19 protein-coding genes are annotated in these 15535 nt (G+C 36.0%); 8 read left to right on the top strand and 11 right to left on the bottom strand.

The annotated features are described in order from the left end of the window. Window positions 1-11: 11 nt before the first annotated feature. The 7 genes from IEW45_RS13140 to IEW45_RS13110 all read right to left on the bottom strand — a co-directional run bounded on the left by IEW45_RS13140 (window position 12) and on the right by IEW45_RS13110 (window position 6682). On the bottom strand, window positions 12-947 hold the full coding sequence (locus tag IEW45_RS13140) for a PfkB family carbohydrate kinase (RefSeq protein WP_188621724.1): 936 nt from the start codon (window positions 945-947) through the stop codon (window positions 12-14). A gap of 659 nt (window positions 948-1606) precedes the next feature. Further along, window positions 1607-2098: a hypothetical protein gene (locus IEW45_RS13135; RefSeq protein ID WP_188621723.1), complete on the bottom strand. Its 492-nt coding sequence runs from the start codon at window positions 2096-2098 to the stop codon at window positions 1607-1609. A gap of 105 nt (window positions 2099-2203) precedes the next feature. Continuing rightward, window positions 2204-3634, bottom strand: a complete 1431-nt coding sequence (pyk, locus tag IEW45_RS13130; RefSeq protein ID WP_188621722.1) for a pyruvate kinase — start codon at window positions 3632-3634, stop codon at window positions 2204-2206. A gap of 4 nt (window positions 3635-3638) precedes the next feature. Further along, on the bottom strand, window positions 3639-4124 hold the full coding sequence (locus IEW45_RS13125; protein ID WP_188621721.1) for an IPExxxVDY family protein: 486 nt from the start codon (window positions 4122-4124) through the stop codon (window positions 3639-3641). A 116-nt stretch (window positions 4125-4240) separates the two neighbouring features. Continuing rightward, window positions 4241-4984: a ribonuclease III gene (gene rnc, locus IEW45_RS13120; protein ID WP_188621720.1), complete on the bottom strand. Its 744-nt coding sequence runs from the start codon at window positions 4982-4984 to the stop codon at window positions 4241-4243. A gap of 10 nt (window positions 4985-4994) precedes the next feature. Further along, window positions 4995-6248: a beta-ketoacyl-ACP synthase II gene (fabF, locus tag IEW45_RS13115; RefSeq protein WP_188621719.1), complete on the bottom strand. Its 1254-nt coding sequence runs from the start codon at window positions 6246-6248 to the stop codon at window positions 4995-4997. Window positions 6249-6445: 197 nt separating this feature from the next. After that, window positions 6446-6682: an acyl carrier protein gene (locus tag IEW45_RS13110; RefSeq protein ID WP_188621718.1), complete on the bottom strand. Its 237-nt coding sequence runs from the start codon at window positions 6680-6682 to the stop codon at window positions 6446-6448. A 175-nt stretch (window positions 6683-6857) separates the two neighbouring features. On the opposite strand from IEW45_RS13110, the gene purN reads away from it, so the two are divergent. Genes purN through rnhA form a run of 4 tightly spaced genes read left to right on the top strand, consistent with a single transcriptional unit; the run spans window position 6858 to window position 8924 of the window. Next, on the top strand, window positions 6858-7421 hold the full coding sequence (gene purN / locus IEW45_RS13105; protein WP_188621717.1) for a phosphoribosylglycinamide formyltransferase: 564 nt from the start codon (window positions 6858-6860) through the stop codon (window positions 7419-7421). An 11-nt stretch (window positions 7422-7432) separates the two neighbouring features. Continuing rightward, the gene (locus IEW45_RS13100; RefSeq protein WP_188621716.1) at window positions 7433-7933 is read left to right on the top strand and encodes a hypothetical protein; all 501 of its coding nucleotides are present in this window, start codon (window positions 7433-7435) and stop codon (window positions 7931-7933) included. A 7-nt stretch (window positions 7934-7940) separates the two neighbouring features. Continuing rightward, window positions 7941-8432 carry a DUF4348 domain-containing protein gene (locus IEW45_RS13095; protein ID WP_188621715.1) on the top strand — a complete coding sequence of 164 codons (492 nt, stop codon included), beginning with the start codon at window positions 7941-7943 and terminating at the stop codon, window positions 8430-8432. Window positions 8433-8444: 12 nt separating this feature from the next. Beyond that, window positions 8445-8924, top strand: coding sequence for a ribonuclease HI (gene rnhA, locus IEW45_RS13090; protein WP_188621714.1), 480 nt, complete (start codon window positions 8445-8447; stop codon window positions 8922-8924). Here rnhA and IEW45_RS14840 read toward each other — a convergent pair whose 3' ends face one another. Together IEW45_RS14840 and IEW45_RS13085 are read right to left on the bottom strand one after the other, a co-directional pair. Next, the gene (locus IEW45_RS14840) at window positions 8925-9170 is read right to left on the bottom strand and encodes a hypothetical protein (protein ID WP_229665952.1); all 246 of its coding nucleotides are present in this window, start codon (window positions 9168-9170) and stop codon (window positions 8925-8927) included. Window positions 9171-9221: 51 nt separating this feature from the next. Continuing rightward, the gene (locus IEW45_RS13085; protein WP_229665951.1) at window positions 9222-9791 is read right to left on the bottom strand and encodes a phospholipase D-like domain-containing protein; all 570 of its coding nucleotides are present in this window, start codon (window positions 9789-9791) and stop codon (window positions 9222-9224) included. 148 nt (window positions 9792-9939) lie between these two features. Between IEW45_RS13085 and IEW45_RS13080 the strand changes: the two genes are divergently transcribed. Continuing rightward, entirely contained in the window at window positions 9940-10725 is a 786-nt protein-coding gene (locus tag IEW45_RS13080; RefSeq protein ID WP_188621713.1) for a Bax inhibitor-1/YccA family protein, read from the top strand. A gap of 53 nt (window positions 10726-10778) precedes the next feature. Here the strand turns inward: IEW45_RS13080 and dinB are convergent, their stop codons facing one another. Next, window positions 10779-11885: a DNA polymerase IV gene (gene dinB / locus IEW45_RS13075; RefSeq protein ID WP_188621712.1), complete on the bottom strand. Its 1107-nt coding sequence runs from the start codon at window positions 11883-11885 to the stop codon at window positions 10779-10781. A gap of 43 nt (window positions 11886-11928) precedes the next feature. Between dinB and IEW45_RS13070 the strand changes: the two genes are divergently transcribed. The 3 genes from IEW45_RS13070 (at window position 11929) to IEW45_RS13060 (ending at window position 14122) form a co-directional block, all read left to right on the top strand. After that, window positions 11929-12588: an NAD(P)H-binding protein gene (locus tag IEW45_RS13070; RefSeq protein WP_188621711.1), complete on the top strand. Its 660-nt coding sequence runs from the start codon at window positions 11929-11931 to the stop codon at window positions 12586-12588. 86 nt (window positions 12589-12674) lie between these two features. Continuing rightward, the gene (locus IEW45_RS13065; protein ID WP_188621710.1) at window positions 12675-13151 is read left to right on the top strand and encodes a CYTH domain-containing protein; all 477 of its coding nucleotides are present in this window, start codon (window positions 12675-12677) and stop codon (window positions 13149-13151) included. Further along, window positions 13136-14122 carry a YpdA family putative bacillithiol disulfide reductase gene (locus tag IEW45_RS13060; protein WP_188621709.1) on the top strand — a complete coding sequence of 329 codons (987 nt, stop codon included), beginning with the start codon at window positions 13136-13138 and terminating at the stop codon, window positions 14120-14122. Before IEW45_RS13065 ends, IEW45_RS13060 begins: the two co-directional genes overlap by 16 nt. Before the next feature lie 38 nt (window positions 14123-14160). On the opposite strand, the gene IEW45_RS13055 is transcribed toward IEW45_RS13060, so the two are convergent. Continuing rightward, window positions 14161-15492: a hypothetical protein gene (locus tag IEW45_RS13055; RefSeq protein ID WP_188621708.1), complete on the bottom strand. Its 1332-nt coding sequence runs from the start codon at window positions 15490-15492 to the stop codon at window positions 14161-14163. Window positions 15493-15535 lie beyond the last annotated feature (43 nt).

The raw sequence follows: 15535 nt of genomic DNA, 5'->3' as shown, positions 1-15535 counted from the left end.
GGCCTTAATTTTTATTCTTCGTCATCCAATGATATATCGAACTGTGTGAGCGCTTTAAATTGTTGCAGGCGTTCCAGCACTTCTTCTTTTGTTAGTTGCAACATTCGCTCTGTACCAAATTTCTCTACACAGAATGATGCCATGTTTGAACCATATATAATGGCGTTTTTCATATTCTCGAAAGAGATGTTTTCGCTTTGGGTAATGTATCCTGCAAAACCTCCTGCAAAAGTATCACCTGCCCCTGTTGGGTCAAATACCTCTTCCAGCGGAAGTGCAGGCGCAAAGAATACCTGCCTGTCGTGGAAAAGTAAAGCACCGTGCTCCCCTTTTTTAATCACTACATACTCAGGACCCATTTCGCGTATTTTAGCTGCTGCTTTTACCAATGAATATTCTCCTGATAGCTGGCGTGCTTCTTCATCGTTTATTGTAATAACGTCTACACGTTTTATAACCTCTTTAAGTTCCGGTAAAGCGCAATCCATCCAAAAGTTCATAGTATCAAGTACTACCAGTTTTGGTTTTTCTTCCATTTGGTCTAACACGCTTATTTGTACCATTGGGTGTAGGTTACCTAAAAGTACTACATCAGCATTTTTATAATCCTGTGGTACTACGGGTTTAAAATCAGCCAGTACATTAAGTTGTGTATCAAGTGTATCGCGAGAGTTTAGGTCGTTATGGTAACGTCCGCTCCAAAAGAAAGTTTTACCGCCTTCTACCACCTCAAGACCGTCTATGTTAATACCTCTGTCGGTTAACAAGTCTATATATTCCTGAGGGAAGTCTTCGCCCACAACCGAAACGATTGCCTGATTAAGTTTAAAGAATGATGCCGAAAGCCCTATATAGGTTCCTGCACCGCCCAGTATTTTATCTGTTTTTCCAAAAGGAGTTTCTATTGCATCAAAAGCTACCGTGCCTACAATCAGTAATTTATTCATAATGTGGGTTAAAAATTAAACGGCAAAGATAACGCTTAAAATGGAGCGATGCAATATGTTTAGAATAAGTGAATAAACACAAAAAAAACCTACCCAACAGAATTAGATAAAATTTCATAAATTCATAAACTCACTTAAAAACAAACAAGAAAAGCCTGTATTGATAAGGGTTTATATTGTTTATGAAAAATTTATAAACTTCTTTTTGTTTATGAATGATTTATAAATTGTTTTGCTTATTATTGTTTTTGTTATTACTTTTGTATCTATATTAAAATAAAAAACCGCCTGCTACTAACAGACGGTTAAATGAATTACAAATATCGGCTACTATACTTTACCGATATTTAACTCACTAATCTACTTTTCGTAGAATTAAATAGATTAGTAAGAGGGATAATACAATACTATCCATTTTATAATTAAAATGTAAGAAAAGCCAGAGCTGCAACTCATGGCTTTTTTATTTTATACAAATATACGACAATTTTAAATGCACTCTTTTTTTGAGTTATTAACACTTTCAAGATTGAGACTTGACCCATCATTAGGGAAATCTCTATATAAATAGTGTGTTTTAAGACTGTTGAAAACTTTCTATATAAAAAAGCAGCCACTAAATAGTGACTGCTTTTTTTAAGAATATTTTTATCTAACCGTTACAAGAAAAACTCGTTACCATATTCCTCCATTAAATCCAAATAAAGCTGTTGACAATCTTGCTTGGGGCAGGTTTTATTTAATTCTTTCAAGTACTTATGTAATTCAGCACTTTCTTTCTCAAATAATTCTCGAGCTTCCGTTTTCTTTTGCCAAATATTTTTTGCTTCTTCAAAGTTTTGAAAGGCTGTCTGCTCAATGCTATTCTCAATCCAATTCAGTGTTCTTTCAATACAAGTTGCACCTTCGGCATTATTTAAATCTGTTCCTTTGTATAGCTTAGAGTAAAAATCATTTTTAATTTTTCGATAAGCAACCGAAGATTCTGATTTAAATACTTCAGCATACATTTCTTTTGCTTTTTTTATTTTGGCTGCACAGTCTGCATTCTCTATAGAATCATTTTCATCTAAAACAATTGTCTGCGCTTCAGAAATTTGAAAAACAAATACCGTGAATAAAAGTACTAATAGTCTGTTTTTAACAGCCATAATAATTTTAAAGTTTGGATTATGGTAAATATAACTAATTATCTCAACAAAAAAAGCAGCCACTAAATAGTGGCTGCTTTTTACACTTGTATAATAAATTAAAAACTATTCTATTTCGCTAATTCTAAGCGTGTTTACCATACCTTTTTCAAATACCGGCATTGCTACAAGGTTAACAAGCATATCACCTTTGGCAACATATTTATGGTTTTTTGCCATTGCGTTTACATCATCTACTGTTTCATCAGTACTTAGCATTTTATCATAGTAAAAAGCATTTACACCCCAAAGCAGGCTAAGTTGTGTTAGTACTGTTTTGTTTGATGTATATACTAATATATGTGCTTTTGGTCGCCATGCTGATATTTGGAAAGCTGTATAACCACTGTTGGTTAATGTACTAATTGCTTTTGCCTTAATATCGTTTGCCATTTGTGCCGCGTGGAAACATACTGATTTTGTTATGTAACGTTTAGTACGTATTTGCGGTACATCTTGCGGTACTTGTATCAGTGGAGAATCTTCCACCGCTTCAATAATACTGGTCATTTTCTCGATAACCTGTACAGGGTAGTTACCTACTGATGTTTCTCCTGAAAGCATTACGGCATCAGCTCCATCCATAACCGAGTTGGCTACGTCGTTAACCTCTGCTCTTGTAGGCGTAAGGCTTGTAATCATTGTCTCCATCATTTGGGTAGCAATAATTACAGGTATACGTGCTGCTTTGGCAGTGTGTACAAGCTTCTTTTGTATTAGTGGTACTTCCTGTGCAGGAACTTCTACCCCAAGGTCGCCACGCGCTACCATAAGCCCGTCACAATACGCAACTATCTTGTCGATGTTTTCTACTGCTTCCGGCTTTTCTATTTTGGCAATAATTGGAATTTTATGGTCTGTATGTTCTTTTAATAAGTCTTGTAGTTCTTGTAAGTCTTTTGGTGTTCTTACAAACGAAAGTGCTATCCAGTCTACTTTTTCCTGAGCGGCAAAAATAGCGTCTTTAACATCTTTCTCGGTAAGTGCAGGTAACGATACGTTGGTATTTGGCAGGTTTACTCCTTTTTTAGATTTTAAAGGACCTCCTTGTATTACTACTGCTTTAACCTCTGTTTCTTTATTGGTTTCCTTAACTTCAAATATTAGTTTACCATCATCAAGAAGTACTCTTTCTCCCGGGTTTACATCTCTCGGGAATTCTTTGTAGTTCATGTAAACCTTATCTGCAGTACCCGGTACATCTTCAGCTGTTTGGAAAGTAACAATATCTCCGGGAGCTACTACTACATCCTCCTTCATTACCCCAACACGTAGTTTAGGTCCTTGTAAATCGGCTAGTATAGATGTGTTATAACCAAACTCGTCATTTAGCGACCTTATTATTGATATGCGCTCTTTTACGTCAGTATATTCAGCATGCGAAAAGTTAATCCTGAATACATTAACACCGGCATCTATCATATTTTTGATAACCTCCCTGCTGCTACAGGCCGGACCTAGTGTTGCTACAATTTTGGTTTTTTTTCTTGTCGGCATTCTATTAAAAAATTAAGTTGTTTTTAGACTTTAGTTTATTATGGTTAATTGTGTAGGCTGTTGTTATGTGGCTTACTTTCAGTAAATTTTCAACAACTTCTTTAGTATTAAAAAAAGATGATGTGTTTTCTACTTTAAGTATATAATCTACCTTTTTAAATTCAGGCAGCAGGTACACTCCTGTTGCTACATCTATACCTGTTTCGCCAAATAAGGAAGATTCGTTTTGCTGTGTGGTTACCACAACGCTTTTATTGTGCATTAAATTCCACACAATCTCGTTTTCAGGGTCTTCATAAATAAACCTTGAAAAACTTCCTTCCGCTCCACGCTGTGTTACCTCAATATCATTAGGACATTTTTCTAAAAGCAGGCGTAAATTTTTATTTAAAAAATAGGCCAGCCTGTAATCTTCCAGAGAAGAATGTATGGCAATTAATTCATAATCAATTGTAACAAAATCATCAATTTGAAGTTTGTGAACTGCCATACCCATCTGTAAATATGAGCCGTAAATATAGCATTTATAACGCACAAAATACAGCCGTAAAAGTAAGTTTACAATAAATTAATCACGAAAACGTTTGAGAAAACTGTATTATTGATTTATTTTCTGTTAATTTTTTCCTGAAATGCAAAATATGCTCTTTGGGAGGCTTTTTCTTCTGCCTTTTTTTTAGATGTTGCACGGGCTTTTGCCACTACTTTATCACCTATTTGAAGTTTAACTGCAAAATATTTTTGCCCTTCTGCACCGTTGTCTTCATAAACCTCATAAAAAAAGCGCTTCTTTTCTTTTTGGCACCATTCTATAAGCAGGCTTTTATAGCTTATTACTTTGCCTTCCAGTTTTTGAATATCAACATAGGGTATTATTACTTTTTTATAGATAAATTTTTCGCAGTAATTAAATCCTCTGTCTAAGTAAATAGCGCCTATAAAGGCTTCAAAAAGGTTACCGTGTATGTTTTCACCAAAATGCTGTTCGGAAACTTTACTTTCTACCCACTGTATTAAGCTAAGGTCGCGCCCCAACTCATTAAGGTGCTCACGACTCACTATTTTAGAGCGCATTTTAGTAAGGTACCCTTCGTTACCGGTAGGTGCTTCGGTAAAAAGGTGTGCTGCTATAACAGCTCCCAGCATAGCATCGCCAAGAAACTCCAATCTTTCGTAGTTTATAGGGTTTCCGTTTGCGTCTGTTTTATTGGAAGAGCGGTGGGTAAATGCTCTCCGGTAGTGACTTAGGTTTACGGGCTTAAAACCTAAGAGTTTTTTCATTTCATCAAAAAAAATCCCGTCTTCTTCAGTGTGACGGGATTTTTTAAATATTTTTTTGACTATGCCCATAGCATCCCTATTACATTTCCAGTTTTTTAACCAGCACACAAGCATTATGTCCGCCAAAACCGAATGTATTGCTCATAACCACCTTCATGTCTCTTTTTTGAGCTTTGTTAAATGTGAAATTGATCTTAGAATCAATATTTTCATCATCCGTAAAGTGGTTAATTGTAGGTGGTACTATACCATGCTTTATAGAGAGTATAGAGGCTATAGCTTCTATGGCTCCCGCAGCTCCCAGTAAGTGCCCCGTCATACTCTTAGTTGAGTTTACATTTAAATTATAAGCATGCTCACCAAACACTTCAAGTATTGCTTTAGATTCTGCAATATCGCCAAGCGGTGTAGATGTTCCGTGCATATTAACACCATCTACATCCTGTGGTGTAAGCCCCGCATCGCGAAGGCAATTTAGCATTACATTTTTCGCGCCAAGCCCTTCCGGGTGTGGTGCTGTTATATGGTGCGCATCTGCACTCATACCGCCACCGCCTATTTCGCAATATATTTTTGCACCTCTGGCTACAGCGTGTTCATATTCTTCCAGTACTAATGCTCCTGCACCTTCACCAAGTACAAAGCCATCACGGTCTTTATCCATTGGTCGGGATGCCGTTGTAGGATCATCATTACGGGTAGATAGTGCGTGCATAGCATTAAAGCCACCCATACCAGCAATGGTTACCGCAGCTTCACTACCACCTGTTACCATAGCATCGGCATGCCCAAGGCGTATATAGTTAAAAGCGTCTATTAACGAGTTGGTAGATGATGCACAGGCAGATACTGTAGTAAAGTTTGGTCCTCTGAAGTTGTATCGCATAGAGATAAGTCCTCCGGCAATATCAGCAATCATTTTAGGTATAAAGAAAGGGTTAAACTTTGGTGTACCGTTACCGGCAGCAAAATTCATTACTTCTTCCTGGAAAGTTTCAAGCCCTCCAATACCGGACCCCCATATAACACCTACACGGTCATGGTCTATTTTTTCAAGATCTAATCCTGCATCCTTAACGGCTTCATCGCTGGCTACTACGGCATACTGCGCGTAGCGATCCATTTTTCTTGCCTCTTTTCTGTCTATAAAATCCTGAACGTTGAAACCTTTTACTTCGCAGGCAAACTTAGTTTTGAAGTTAGTGGTATCAAAATAAGTAATAGGAGCTGCACCGCTCTTACCGTTTATAAGACCATTCCAATACTCTTCAACGGTATTACCTATAGGGGTAAGGGCTCCAAGGCCTGTAACTACTACTCTTCTCAATTTCATAAAGTCAATTTTATAGTTTCAGTTTATAGAAAAATACCCATGCATTTCTTTATATATGTTAAGAAACATGGGCATTAATATTATTATTAAGACTGTACTTATGTGTAAAAGCCGTTTACCTTTAAGCAACATGGCTTAAAAGTTTCAATAAAAACGTAACATCCATGTAACTATTATACATGGATGTTATACGTTTATTACTTTTTTGCTTCTTCTATATAAGAAATAGCCTGACCAACAGTAGAGATGTTCTCAGCCTGATCGTCCGGAATCTGGATATCAAATTCTTTCTCAAATTCCATAATAAGCTCAACAGTGTCTAGTGAATCTGCCCCTAAATCATTAGTGAAGCTAGCTTCAGCCACAACTTCGTTTTCGTCAACGCCTAATTTGTCTACGATAATCGCTTTTACTCTTGATGCAATGTCTGACATAATCTTTAATTTTAGAATTTAAATTGAATGGCAAAAATAAAAAACTTATTTATAAAACCGCGTCTTCTAAAAAATTTTGACCACTAAAATATAAAATAAATTTTAGAAATATTGAAATAAGCCCTGTTTTTGAGGATTATTATTCTTTTTTTTGCAGTATAAAATACCTGTTTTAATGAAAAAGATAATACTTTTTGCTTCGGGGGGCGGCTCTAACGCCGAGCAGATAATTAAATATGCTGAATTGAGCGGAAACTATACGGTTGCGGGGGTTTTTACTAACAAACCGCAAGCCGGAGTTTTGCAAAAAGCAGCCCAATATAATGTTCCTGCAGTTGTTTTTACCCGAGAGGAAATGGAAGACGGCGCGTTATTAAAAAGGGTAAATGAAATAAAACCTGATTTAATTGTTTTAGCAGGCTTTTTATGGAAGTTTCCTGCCGATATTATTACGAATTATCCTAACAAAGTGGTTAATATACACCCTGCACTACTGCCAAACTATGGCGGAAAAGGCATGTATGGCATGAATGTGCACCGTGCTGTGCACACCAATAAGGAAAAAGAAAGCGGTATTACCATACACTATGTAAACAATAATTACGATGAGGGGAATATTATATTTCAGCAGGTAGTGAATGTAGAAAACTGCCAGTCGCCCGAAGAAGTAGCACAAAAAGTACTAGCTTTAGAGCATGAGCACTTCCCGAAAGTGATTACACAGTTACTTAACAAATAAGCTGCATTATTATGAAAAATCATATTTTATTATTTTTAGTATCCTGCGTAGTAGTATTTATAAGTTGTAAAGGCAACAGCCAAAAAGAACAGGAAGAGCTTTTTTGTAACCCTGAGTTTGATGTGTTCTTTGAAAAGTTTGCTAACGACAGCCTGTATCAAAAAAATCATGTGACATTCCCGCTAAAACTCTATTACATAGAAAACGAAATGAATGGCACAACCAGTGAGGTTATGGAATATGTTAGTGAGAGGAACTTCCGCCACTTTCTAAATATGAAAAGGGATGAGCAGAAAAAAGTTGAAAAAGAGGGGGTTAAATACTACTCTAATGAGATTACAAAAACCATTGAAAGAGTTGAAGATACTATGAACTGTATTTATAACTCCGGCATACGTAACATAAACTACAGGTTTATGTATAAAGACAACTGTTGGCATTTATTTGCAATAGTTGATGACCATACCTATGCGCCAAACCCTTTTAACCAGTCGAAGATAAGTAACTATTAAAGCGTTTATGAAAAAGTATTTTATACTAATAATAACATTAACAACGCTTATTGCTTGCAAGAAAAAAGTTGAAAAAACCTCAACAATTAAAAGTGATAATGTTACTAAAGTCGCCCCTAGCGAAGAAATACATTTAAACATTATAAGTAATTTTTTTAACGATAAGGAGTTTGAAGCATTTTTTATAAAGTTCGCTTCCGACAGTACTTTTCAAAAATCGAGATTTAAATTCCCTGTTAAAAGAACGCAGATAGACAATAACCTAAATCACATAATACGAAAAGACCTAACTATAGAAAATTATATGTTTTTCAATTTTAAGGAAAATATTAATAAGGCTAATAGACTTTTCAATGATATTGAAATAGAAGTAAGAAAAAACAACGACTCTGTTCACTATAACATTACAGGTATGGAAAGTGGAATAAATACTGATTTTATTTTCCATCAGGAAGAAGGCAAATGGCTACTTGTTGAAATTAACGATAAATCGACCTAACAAATCAAAAAATTGCAACACACAGTACAAATATATACAGATGGCGCAGCCAAAGGTAACCCCGGTCCCGGTGGGTATGGCGTAGTTATGGAACTTACAGGCTCTAACTACCGCAAAGAGTTTTACGAAGGCTTCCGCAGAACCACCAATAACCGTATGGAGCTACTGGCAGTAATAGTAGGGCTGGAAAAACTTAAAAACCCCGGCACAACTGTTTTAGTAACATCTGATTCTAAATATGTGGTAGATGCTGTTACCAAAGGCTGGGTATTTAACTGGGAAAAGAAGGGTTTTAAAGACAAAAAAAACCCTGACTTGTGGAAACGTTTCCTTAAAATATACCGTCAGCACAAAGTAGACTTTAAATGGGTAAAAGGGCATAACAACCACCCGCAAAACGAACGTTGCGACCAGCTTGCTGTTATGGCAGCAACCCAGCCCAACCTGCACGTAGATGAGTATTACGAGCAAGAGGATAGTAAGTTGTTATAGCTATTTAAGAATAGGGTTTCGCATTGAAGTTTTTCCGTTAGATTTTTCTCCAGTTTTGTGACAAAATTTTTCAGGAAAATCAACATTTCCAAACTCATTCCAAACACGCCAAGCATCTCGACTTAAAGGCTGTTGAGGATTAAAAGGAATTTGCTGACCTGTCCTTATACAATAACCATGTTTAGATTTTTCTTCAACCCTAACCTCTTCTCTTTTTGGTCTTTCAATATCTGCATTTATATCCAACTCGTCTGGAAAATCATCAACCCGTTTCTCTACAAAATTTTTATCCTTTCTTTAATAATACTCTGTAGAGTCATGTAAAACCTTAGATGTTATATAGTTTTTAGAAGTTTTTAAAATCCCTCTTTTAACATCATAAACAGGTCTTTTAATAAAAACTACATTACTTTCTTTTGCTATATCAATACACCTGTCCCATGCAGCATCATCTGCTGTAGAGGAAGATATACTAAAAAATGATTTTTCTGAAGATGAATTATATACTCCAAACTCTATATTATTTAAAAAAGAATAGTCATATAAATTTATAGAAGTTATCATCCCACTATACTCATTACCATAATATTTAGCATGTAAATGAGGTACATGAATAATAGTAACATTTGGAAATTTTTGAAAATATTCAAAATCTTCTTTATTCATGCTTTTTCTAACCTCTGTTTCATTTTTACCAAACACTAGCATTAAGTGAATATTCGGATTATTTTCATGCTTATCGAATAATTTTTTAAAGTAGTCATCAAGCTTTATATAAGGGGAAACAATTAAAAGTTTTTGCTTAGCATCCCAAATAATGTCATAAATAGCTTCTTCCAGCTCTTTTCCTGTCAAGAACTTACTCATAAGTATATTTTTTAGTTAGAAATTTGTGGTAAATATAAAAATTTCCAAAAAACCGAACCAACAAACATCAGGCACACTTTTTGCTTACTACCTATTTGGATAATTTTATATTATATTTGACGTATTATTTATTTCTATTTAAAGAACTATGAATTTAAAATCCAACAATCCTTTTTTTAAAAGTAAATCATTTTCAAAAGCAGAAGCTACCACAGTATTTGATGCTGACGGTCGCCCTGTAGAGATAATTGATTTCAACAATACAATGACTATTAACGGGGCAATAAACAAAAGCCTTATACTTTTGTTATTGCTTGTAGGTAGTACCTTTTTTATATGGCAAATGGCGTTTAATGCCGTAGGAGAACTATCTCCGCAAATCTTTCCGTATATGATAGGTGGTGCTATTACCGGTTTTATAACAGTCCTAATAGCATCTTTTAAACCTAACTACTCCCCTTACCTTGCTCCTGCTTATGCAGTTATGGAAGGTGTATTTATAGGCGGAATATCTGCATTTATGGAAACGCGATATGAGGGTATTGTAATGCAGGCAGTTTCAGGTACTTTTGTTACGGCAGCCGTATGTTTCTTACTATATCGCTTTAAAGTAGTTAAGGTAACACAACAATTCAGGTCAGTAGTAATAGCAGCTACATTTGCTATATTTACTATTTATATGCTTTCATGGATAATGTCTTTCTTTGGTATTCAGGCATTTATTTATAATACATCATTAGTAAGTATCGGCTTTAGTATACTGGTAATAGTAATTGCAGCATTAAACCTGTTTCTTGATTTTGATTTAATGGAGCAAGGTGCAAAACAAAGGCTGCCTAAATACATGGAGTGGTTTAGCGGAATGGCGTTAATGATTACGCTTGTATGGCTGTACGTTGAGTTTTTAAGACTGCTTTCTAAACTAAGAGACTAAAACAAAAAACATATATAGTAAAAAGCTGCCTGTTTGGCAGCTTTTTTTATGCTTTAAAACTCAAACTGTAACTGCACTGCTACTGTTTTTTTATTTTTATCGTTACCTTTTTCCCGCACATCAGTATTCAGGTTAGAGAGTGATATACCCAGTAAACGCACCGACTCTTTTAGCTTTTCCTGATACAATAATTCTTTTACAGCTTCCATAATCAGGCTGCTGTCGTTAATAAAATATAACAATGTTTTGCTTCGGGTTTGCACCGTAAAATCACTGTATTTAATTTTTAGCGTAACTGTTTTCCCTGATACTTTTTTCTTCTTCAGTCGGCGTTCCAGTTCCGCAGCAATTTGCTGTAACTTTTCCTCCATAAAAACCTCTGAAACAAGGTTTTCACCATAGGTGTGTTCTGCCCCTACGCTCTTGGCAATTCTGTCAGGTTTTACAGGACTGTTATGTATACCCCGCACCACATTGTAGTAATGCGAACCCGCTTTACCAAAATGCTGCACTAAAAACTCCTCCGTTTTCGCTTTTAAATCAGCACCCGTAAAAATTGCCAGTTTATACATCTTCTCCGTAGTAACCTTTCCTACCCCATGAAATTTATTAATAGCCAATTCCTCCAAAAAAGCAGGAACCTCATCAGGCGTTACTGTTTTCTGCCCGTTAGGCTTGTTAAAATCACTCGCCACCTTAGCAATAAACTTATTAATAGAAATCCCTGCCGATGCCCTTAGCCCTGTTTCCTCAAAAATACGATTACGTATTTCCTGCGCTATCATAGTTGCGCTTGGGTTTCCCTTTTTGTTTTGGGTAACATCAAGGTACGCCTCATCCAGCGAAAGCGGTTCCACAAGGTCAGTATACTCAAAAAATATCTTACGGATGCGTTGCGAAATTTCACGGTAACGGTCAAAGCGCGGTTTTACAAAAATAAGGTGCGGACACCTCTTTTTAGCAAGGTAACCACTCATAGCACTGCGCACGCCATACTTACGGGCTTCGTAACTGGCTGCCGAGACTACCCCCCGCTTTTCACCCCCGCCCACAGCTAGGGGTTTACCCCTAAGCGACGGGTTATCCAGCTGTTCTACAGAGGCATAGAATGCATCCATATCAACATGAATTATTTTACGCTGAGGCATTTGGGTTTCCATATTACAAAAATACTGTATATTTATATATTAAATGAAATAGCGGATGGCAAAGGAAGCAATTGTGTTAGGGGGTACAGGAGCTACCGGAAGTAAACTGGTACGACTCCTTTTAAAAGACGAAAGGTACAGTAAAGTTAAATTGTTTTCCAGAAGCGGGTGTGACATACACCACAACAAAATAGAGGAGCACTTAATAGACCTTTTTGAACTGGAAAATTATGCCGATATATTTACCGGAGATGACGTTTTTTGCTGTATAGGCACTACAAAGTCAAAAACACCACAAAAGAAAAAATACAGGAAAATAGACTACGGTATACCTGTAACAGCAGCCAAACTGGCAAAAGCTAACGGTATAAACAATTTCATTGTAATTTCGGCAATGGGGGCAGATGAAAACAGCCTTATTTTTTACAACCGTATTAAAGGTGAAATGCAACATGAGGTTCTGGATGAAGGAATACATCATACTTATATACTGCAACCATCGTTAATAGTGGCGGAGCGGAAAGAAACCCGCATTATGGAAAAAATTGGTACTGCTGTTATGAAGTTTATCAACCCTTTACTTTTTGGTAGCGCTAAAAAGTATAGAAGTATTACTGATACCACTATAGCCAAAGCTATGCTATGGCTTGCCAACAACAAATACCTGGATACTATAATAACCAGTGATGTAATACAAAAGCTTGGAAAAGCGTAATAAATTTATTACAATTTTAGCGTACAAACATCTAATCAAATAAGCTAAAATCCGTAACTTGCAGTTACTTTTCTACACCCTGTTTTATGAACGAAATAGAACGCAAATTTTTAGTACTAAACGACAGCTATAAGCAAGAAGCTTTTAGTCAGAGTCGAATAAGCCAAGGGTATCTTAACTCGCACCCGGAGCGTGCTGTGCGTGTACGCATAAAAGGCTATAAAGGTTACCTTACCATAAAAGGCAAAAGCAACGAAAGCGGTACTACCCGCATGGAATGGGAAACCGAAATACCCGTAGCCGAAGCAAAACAACTCCTCACCCTGTGCGAGAAAGGTGTTATTGATAAAATTCGGTATGAGGTAAAAGAGGGTAAACACACCTTTGAAGTAGATGAGTTTTTTGGTGATAACGAAGGACTGGTTATTGCCGAAATAGAGCTGGAAACAGAAGGCGAAATGTACACAAAACCCCAATGGCTGGGTAAGGAAGTAACAGGCGATGAACGCTATTATAACGCTTCCCTTAGCCATACCCCATATTACACATGGAAAAACAAATAAATCCCACTACGATATACGATTTAATTATAATAGGCGGAGGACCTATAGGCATGGCATGTGCCATAGCAGCACAACAAAAAGGACTCAACTACCTGATACTGGAAAAAGGCGCACTGGTTAACAGCCTGTACAATTACCCATTGTACATGACATTTTTCTCCACCGCCCAAAAGCTGGAAATAGGCGATATTCCGTTTAGCTGTATTGCCCCCAAACCGGGCAGGCAGGAGGCGTTGGAGTATTACCGTAACATACAACGTCATTTTAATCTCAACATCCATTTATACGAAAGGGTAAACAGTGTTAAAAAACAGGAAAATGGTACGTTTACTATAGCATCTCAAAATCGGGACTATACCGCCAAAAATGTTGTAATTGCAACAGGTTTTTATGATATACCCATTTATATTGATGTGCCGGGTGAAGATTTACCCAAAGTAAGCCACTACTACCGCGAAGCACATGAATATGCTTTTAAAAAAGTATTGGTTATTGGTGCTAATAACTCATCAGTTGATGCTGCGCTGGAATGCTGGCAAAAAGGGGCGGATGTTACTATGGTTATCCGCAAAGGCGAGATTAACGACCGCGTAAAGTATTGGATTAAACCCGATGTTGAAAACCGTATAGCGGAAGGCAGTATTAAAGCTTATTTCTATTCGGAAGTAACAGCAATACATGAAAATTCAGTAGACATTAAAACCCCTGAAGGTGCTATTAGTGTTGTGAATGATTTTGTTCTTGCCTTAACGGGCTACCGCCCTGACCTTGACTTTTTACGACTGGCAGGTGTAAATATTTCATCGGGTATTAACTGCACGCCTGAATATAACCCCGACACTATGGAAACCAACGTAAAAGGGCTCTACCTTGCTGGTGTGGTTTGCGGCGGGCTGGAAACGCACAAATGGTTTATAGAAAACAGCCGTGTACATGCGGATATGATTGTTGAGGATATTATCTCTAAATAAACAGTTTACAGTAGCAGTCCTCAAAGATAAAAACACCGTTATAATATTACTTTTTGAATACTGTCAATAATTCGTTTATTATACATTTCACGCTTGTTATTTAAGTTAGGAATATAAGGCTTGGCTTTTTCTCCCTTTTTATAGTACTTTATTTTATAAATATAAGATGACTTTAGAGTACGTTCAGCTTTTACGGTATCATTTGAACTAATGTTACTTTGGTAGTGCTTTAAAAATGTTTTATTGCCATACTGGTCATATTCACTTTCAAACTCATCAAAGGAATGCGAATCACTGTCTTTATATTCTCTTGTAAGTATATTTCCTTTATTATCGAGGGTCACTTTTGTTTCTGATAAATAAATTCTATAAGGATAAACAAAAGGGTCAGTAATGGAAGAACCCTTCAGTCTATACAATGTTTGTTTATATTCATTGTCATTTAAATAGGTTATTTCGGTTAGGTTTCCTTCAGCAGGCCCCATATTTATATAACTCTTAAGTACATTGCCCTTACTATCATATTCATAAAGTTCATTAAGCTTTGCCCGACCTTCTCTTGCTTTTTGAATTTCTTTTTTTAAAAACTGCTTTCGATTAATTTTTTGGTATTCGTATAAGGACTCTAAGTCATTGTTATCTATTAATGAAGAGAATCGTTGGTATACAACATCTCCGTTGAAATTATATATAGCATAATCACTGTATACTTCTGCATCTTCATAAAAAAACATCTTAGTCTTTACTTCTGTCCTGTCAGTGGCATAATTATTTTCAAAAAAATGGACTTCTTCAAAATGAAGATCTTCCCAATTTTTATCATAAATAACACAATAAAGAGGCAAATGGTCTTTGTTATAATAATACCTCCTTACATCTCCATTTAAATCAGCCATTAGCATGTTATCATTAGCGTCAAAAAAATATTTATATCCATATTTTGACTCGCTCATAACCCGACCCGTATGATGAAACATAACTCTGTTTGATAAATAGAAAACATTTCCTTGTTTATCTCTTACACTATCAGCATTATCGCCCCAACTCCCCAGACTATAAATCATAAGCTCTTTTATAGGTCCTTTAACATCAAAGCCTTCCAAACTTTCACAAATGGGCAACTTAATAAATGTATTTCTTGACAAAGAGTCTGTTGGTAATTGGTCAGGAATTTGTGATAAAAGATTGTCTGAATTATAAATATCATCATTGACACTATTTTGTTGAGTAAAGTTTCTTAATCTGTGTAAGTCGTCTTCAATTGTTGTTGATTTTGAAGGAGTAGCCATTAGGATTAACCTGACAACAAAAAGAATTAATGATAAAGCAATTAAGTATAGGGCTACTTTTGATGATTTTTTCTTGTCCATAAAGATGGAATTTTTATTTCTGCTTCCAAATATACAGTTTACA

The sequence above is a fragment of the Flavobacterium suaedae genome, from assembly GCF_014642915.1.
GTDB classification, from domain to species: Bacteria; Bacteroidota; Bacteroidia; order Flavobacteriales; family Flavobacteriaceae; genus Flavobacterium; species Flavobacterium suaedae.
The sequence above is the reverse complement of the archived record's forward strand: the minus strand, read 5'-3'. Positions and strand labels throughout refer to the sequence as shown.

What these genes read in the sequence shown, in the direction of transcription:
- IEW45_RS13055 (WP_188621708.1), bottom strand. Translation starts at nt 15,492, where the DNA reads ATGGACAAGAAAAAATCATCAAAAGTAGCCCTATACTTAATTGCTTTA.
- IEW45_RS13085 (WP_229665951.1), bottom strand. Translation starts at nt 9,791, where the DNA reads ATGAGTAAGTTCTTGACAGGAAAAGAGCTGGAAGAAGCTATTTATGAC.
- fabF (WP_188621719.1), bottom strand. Translation starts at nt 6,248, where the DNA reads ATGAAATTGAGAAGAGTAGTAGTTACAGGCCTTGGAGCCCTTACCCCT.
- IEW45_RS13110 (WP_188621718.1), bottom strand. Translation starts at nt 6,682, where the DNA reads ATGTCAGACATTGCATCAAGAGTAAAAGCGATTATCGTAGACAAATTA.
- purN (WP_188621717.1), top strand. Translation starts at nt 6,858, where the DNA reads ATGAAAAAGATAATACTTTTTGCTTCGGGGGGCGGCTCTAACGCCGAG.
- pyk (WP_188621722.1), bottom strand. Translation starts at nt 3,634, where the DNA reads ATGCCGACAAGAAAAAAAACCAAAATTGTAGCAACACTAGGTCCGGCC.
- IEW45_RS13140 (WP_188621724.1), bottom strand. Translation starts at nt 947, where the DNA reads ATGAATAAATTACTGATTGTAGGCACGGTAGCTTTTGATGCAATAGAA.
- IEW45_RS13135 (WP_188621723.1), bottom strand. Translation starts at nt 2,098, where the DNA reads ATGGCTGTTAAAAACAGACTATTAGTACTTTTATTCACGGTATTTGTT.
- IEW45_RS13070 (WP_188621711.1), top strand. Translation starts at nt 11,929, where the DNA reads ATGGCAAAGGAAGCAATTGTGTTAGGGGGTACAGGAGCTACCGGAAGT.
- IEW45_RS13100 (WP_188621716.1), top strand. Translation starts at nt 7,433, where the DNA reads ATGAAAAATCATATTTTATTATTTTTAGTATCCTGCGTAGTAGTATTT.
- IEW45_RS13065 (WP_188621710.1), top strand. Translation starts at nt 12,675, where the DNA reads ATGAACGAAATAGAACGCAAATTTTTAGTACTAAACGACAGCTATAAG.
- IEW45_RS13095 (WP_188621715.1), top strand. Translation starts at nt 7,941, where the DNA reads ATGAAAAAGTATTTTATACTAATAATAACATTAACAACGCTTATTGCT.
- IEW45_RS13060 (WP_188621709.1), top strand. Translation starts at nt 13,136, where the DNA reads ATGGAAAAACAAATAAATCCCACTACGATATACGATTTAATTATAATA.
- dinB (WP_188621712.1), bottom strand. Translation starts at nt 11,885, where the DNA reads ATGGAAACCCAAATGCCTCAGCGTAAAATAATTCATGTTGATATGGAT.
- IEW45_RS13080 (WP_188621713.1), top strand. Translation starts at nt 9,940, where the DNA reads ATGAATTTAAAATCCAACAATCCTTTTTTTAAAAGTAAATCATTTTCA.
- IEW45_RS13125 (WP_188621721.1), bottom strand. Translation starts at nt 4,124, where the DNA reads ATGGCAGTTCACAAACTTCAAATTGATGATTTTGTTACAATTGATTAT.
- rnc (WP_188621720.1), bottom strand. Translation starts at nt 4,984, where the DNA reads ATGGGCATAGTCAAAAAAATATTTAAAAAATCCCGTCACACTGAAGAA.